4 protein-coding genes are annotated in these 3,231 nt (G+C 68.2%); all 4 read left to right on the forward strand.

Annotation, left to right across the window (positions count from 1 at the left end; genetic code table 11):
- The coding region (locus WA805_RS07020; protein WP_422285859.1) for a Dyp-type peroxidase at positions 1–769 on the forward strand (769 nt) is incomplete at its 5' end.
- 18 nt (positions 770–787) lie between these two features.
- Positions 788–1,654 (forward strand): enoyl-CoA hydratase/isomerase family protein, encoded by an 867-nt coding sequence (locus WA805_RS07025; RefSeq protein WP_425241930.1) that lies wholly within the window; start codon positions 788–790, stop codon positions 1,652–1,654.
- A 292-nt stretch (positions 1,655–1,946) separates the two neighbouring features.
- Positions 1,947–2,162 carry a helix-turn-helix transcriptional regulator gene (locus tag WA805_RS07030; RefSeq protein WP_425240149.1) on the forward strand — a complete coding sequence of 72 codons (216 nt, stop codon included), beginning with the start codon at positions 1,947–1,949 and terminating at the stop codon, positions 2,160–2,162.
- 87 nt (positions 2,163–2,249) lie between these two features.
- A complete protein-coding gene (locus WA805_RS07035) occupies positions 2,250–3,092 on the forward strand; it encodes a hypothetical protein (RefSeq protein ID WP_425241931.1) in 843 nt (280 codons plus the stop codon).
- The last annotated feature ends 139 nt before the right edge of the window (positions 3,093–3,231 follow it).

Below are 3,231 nucleotides of genomic sequence, written 5' to 3' on the forward strand. Positions count from 1 at the left end.
CGAGCGGCCGATCAAGGCGGGCGAGTTCATCCTCGGCTACCCAGACGAGACCGGAAGCACGGGACCGATGCCGACCCCCGAGATCCTCGGCCGTAACGGCACCTACCTGGCCTTCAGGAAACTCCACACCCGGGTCGCCGCCTACCGGCAGTACCTTCGCGCCAAAGCGGCGAGCCGCGAAGAGGAGGCGCTGCTCGGCGCGAAGATGGTCGGCCGCTGGCAGAGCGGCGCGCCGCTCACGCTATCCCCCGGGCAAGACGATGCCGATCTCGGCGCGGACCCAGGCCGCAACAACCGCTTCGGCTACACCGATGATCTGCGCGGCTTCAAATGTCCGGCCGGCGCGCATGCCCGGCGTGCAAACCCCCGGGACGCGCTCGATCACGAGATGAGCGTCGACGTCCGCCTCCACCGCATGCTCCGGCTCGGCACGAGTTACGGCCCCATGCTCCCCGAAGGCGTCTTCGAGGACGACGGCGCGGACCGCGGTATCATCTTCGTCTTTGCCGGAGCTCACCCCAAGCGCCAGTTCGAATTCGTCAAGACGCAGTGGCTAAACGACGGCATCTTCATTGGCGCGCCCGCCGAAAAAGACCCGCTCGCCGGAGCGAACGACGGAACGGGCACCTTCACCATCCCCCAGCGGCCGATCCGCCGGCGGCTGCAGAGCCTGCCGCCGTTCGTGATCACCCGCGGCGGGGAGTACTTCTTCGCGCCGGGTCTGCGGGCGCTGCGCTGGCTGGCGGAGATGGACATCCAGAACGGCTGAACAGGAAGGAAGGAGAACATGGGAACGAGCCCAGCACGCACCGACCGCTGGAAGGCACTCGACTTCAGCCCGCCGTCGGCGGATGCCGACGAACCCGACCTGCCCGTGCTCGTCGAGTACACGCAGGACGAGAGGGTGGCGGTCATCACGCTGAACCGGCCGCACGCGGACAACGCGATCACCACGGCGATGGGGGCGCTCCTGACCGAGATCCTGGAGACGATCGCGGTCCGACCCGCGGTCCGCGCCGTCATCCTCACCGGAGCCGGCCGCCGGGCCTTTTCCGTCGGCAGCGACCTCCGCCAGCGCAAAAACATGACCAAAGAGGACTGGCTGCGGCAGCGCCAGGACTTCGACCGGACCCTCGACACCGTCCGCCAGCTGCGGAAGCCGATCTTCACCGCCGTCAACGGCATCGCCTACGGCGGCGGCTGCGAACTCGCCCAGAGCACCGACTTCATCATCGCATCCGACAACGCCACCTTCGCCCAGCCCGAGGCGATGGTTGGCCTCGCGGCCGGGGGCGGATCGCCAGCGCTGCTTCCCCGCCTGCTCCCCCCGGGCAAAGCCATGCAGATGCTGATGACCGGCGACCCGATCACCGCGCAGGAAGCGCACCGGCTCGGAATGGTCAACGAACTCTATCCCCAGGACGAGCTCATCAACGCCGCCCACCGGATCGCGGAGAAAATCGCGAGCAACTCACCGACCGCGGTACAGGCCGTCAAGCAGGCGGTCCGGATGGGCCAGGGCGAGCCGATCGAGCAAGCCATCGCGATCATGATGGAGGCACACTGGCGCTCCGCCGTCCACCCCGACCGAGTCGAAGGCATCGGAGCGTTCAACGAAGGCCGCGAGCCCAGTTTCCGGGATCCCGACCACTGACGCGCCGCGCGCGAAGAGCTGCACGCAACCCGACGTGCCGTCCTGCAGTCGCCTCGGCCATACGGACAACGGTTCGCCCCTCTTGCGGAGTGCTGGAGCTGTCACGCGCTAACAATGATCACGGCAGTACACCAGCAGACGGGCAAGCTGCTTGAACGCCACGCGCGGCAGCGCACTGCGCACCCCGCGCTGGTCCGGCAGATCATCAGCGCGCTAGGCGGGAGGACCCCCCGCGGTACCGGCCGCGGGCCCACCAGAGCAAGCGGCGCCGGCCGCGGGCCCGCCGCAGGACCTGCCCGAGCCGCTCAGCCAGGCCGAAGCCCGTGTCCGCCTCCTGCCGACCAGCCTTTCCGCGCCGGAGATCGCCCGCGAGCTCTACGTGTCGGTGAACACGGTCCGGACGCACATGCGGCACGTGTACGACAAGCTCGGCGCCCACCGCCGCCTGGAGGCCATCAACCGGGCCCGTGCTCTCGGCCTGTTCGCACCCGTCCCGCAACAGGCCTGAACCGTCCTTTAACCCCCTTCTGCGGGATGAAGCTCGCCCCGGCATGAGGTGCGATGATTCCGTGGGTGAGGTGTAAAGGAGGCGTTCGTGAACACGCGGAACCGTGAGGGACGCGACGTCGTCATCGAGGCTCCCGTGACGTTCGTGGACCGCGTGCGCTCGGACGGCGTCATAGTCCGGTGGGAATCCCGCCACCACCGTAAGCACCAGAAGCCAGCTGTCGGCTCGACGTGGTGGGCGCCTAAGGCCCGCGGATGGTGGATCGCGATCCTGTTCGCCATCGGATCGCTGCTGTTCGCGATCGGCTCGGTGCCGGGATACGCCAGCGCTGCCGGGGCCGTCGGGGATACGGTCACCTACTTTGTCGGCTCACTGTTTTTCACCACGGCCTCATTCCTGAGCTACCGGGAGGCGGTCGACGCCGCCCCGGGCGCGCTGAACCCAGCGCACCGGCGCTTTTTCGTCTACCAGCCGAGGCGGATCGACTGGTGGGCCACCGGGGTGCAACTCGTCGGGACCCTGTACTTCAACGTCAGTACCGGCCTGGCCATGGTGACCGACCTATCCGCGCAGGCGGCTCACGAGCACGTGTGGCGCCCCGATGCTATCGGCTCGGTCTGCTTCCTGGTGTCTAGCGCGCTGGCCTGGTACGAGGTCTGCCACGGCTGGGCCGCTTGGCGCCCCCGGTCCTATTCCTGGTGGATCACGCTGCTCAACCTGATCGGGTCGGTCGCCTTCGGCATCTCCGCCGTGGCCGGCTACATCAACCCGGTGACCGGCCAGGTGTACAACGCCGGGCGAGCCGACACGCAGACCCTGATCGGCGCGGTGTGCTTCCTGATCGGTGCCGTCCTGCTGCTACCCGAACGCACCCAGCCGGTCAGCGGTCAGGTGATGACGCCCACCGCCGACGCTGGCATCGGCCCGTGATCGGGCCGATGCCACATCACGTCACAGGTGGCTGAACCCGCCCGATTCCTCCTTGGTCATGGGCGTCGTGACCGGGTGCTTATCGAAGTGCGCCACGGCTTCGCGGAAGTCGTCGAGCAGCATGGAGGCCATGTCGCGG

Origin of the sequence: Trebonia sp. (assembly GCF_049794275.1) — a bacterium.
In the GTDB taxonomy this organism is placed as follows: domain Bacteria; phylum Actinomycetota; class Actinomycetes; order Streptosporangiales; family Streptosporangiaceae; genus Trebonia.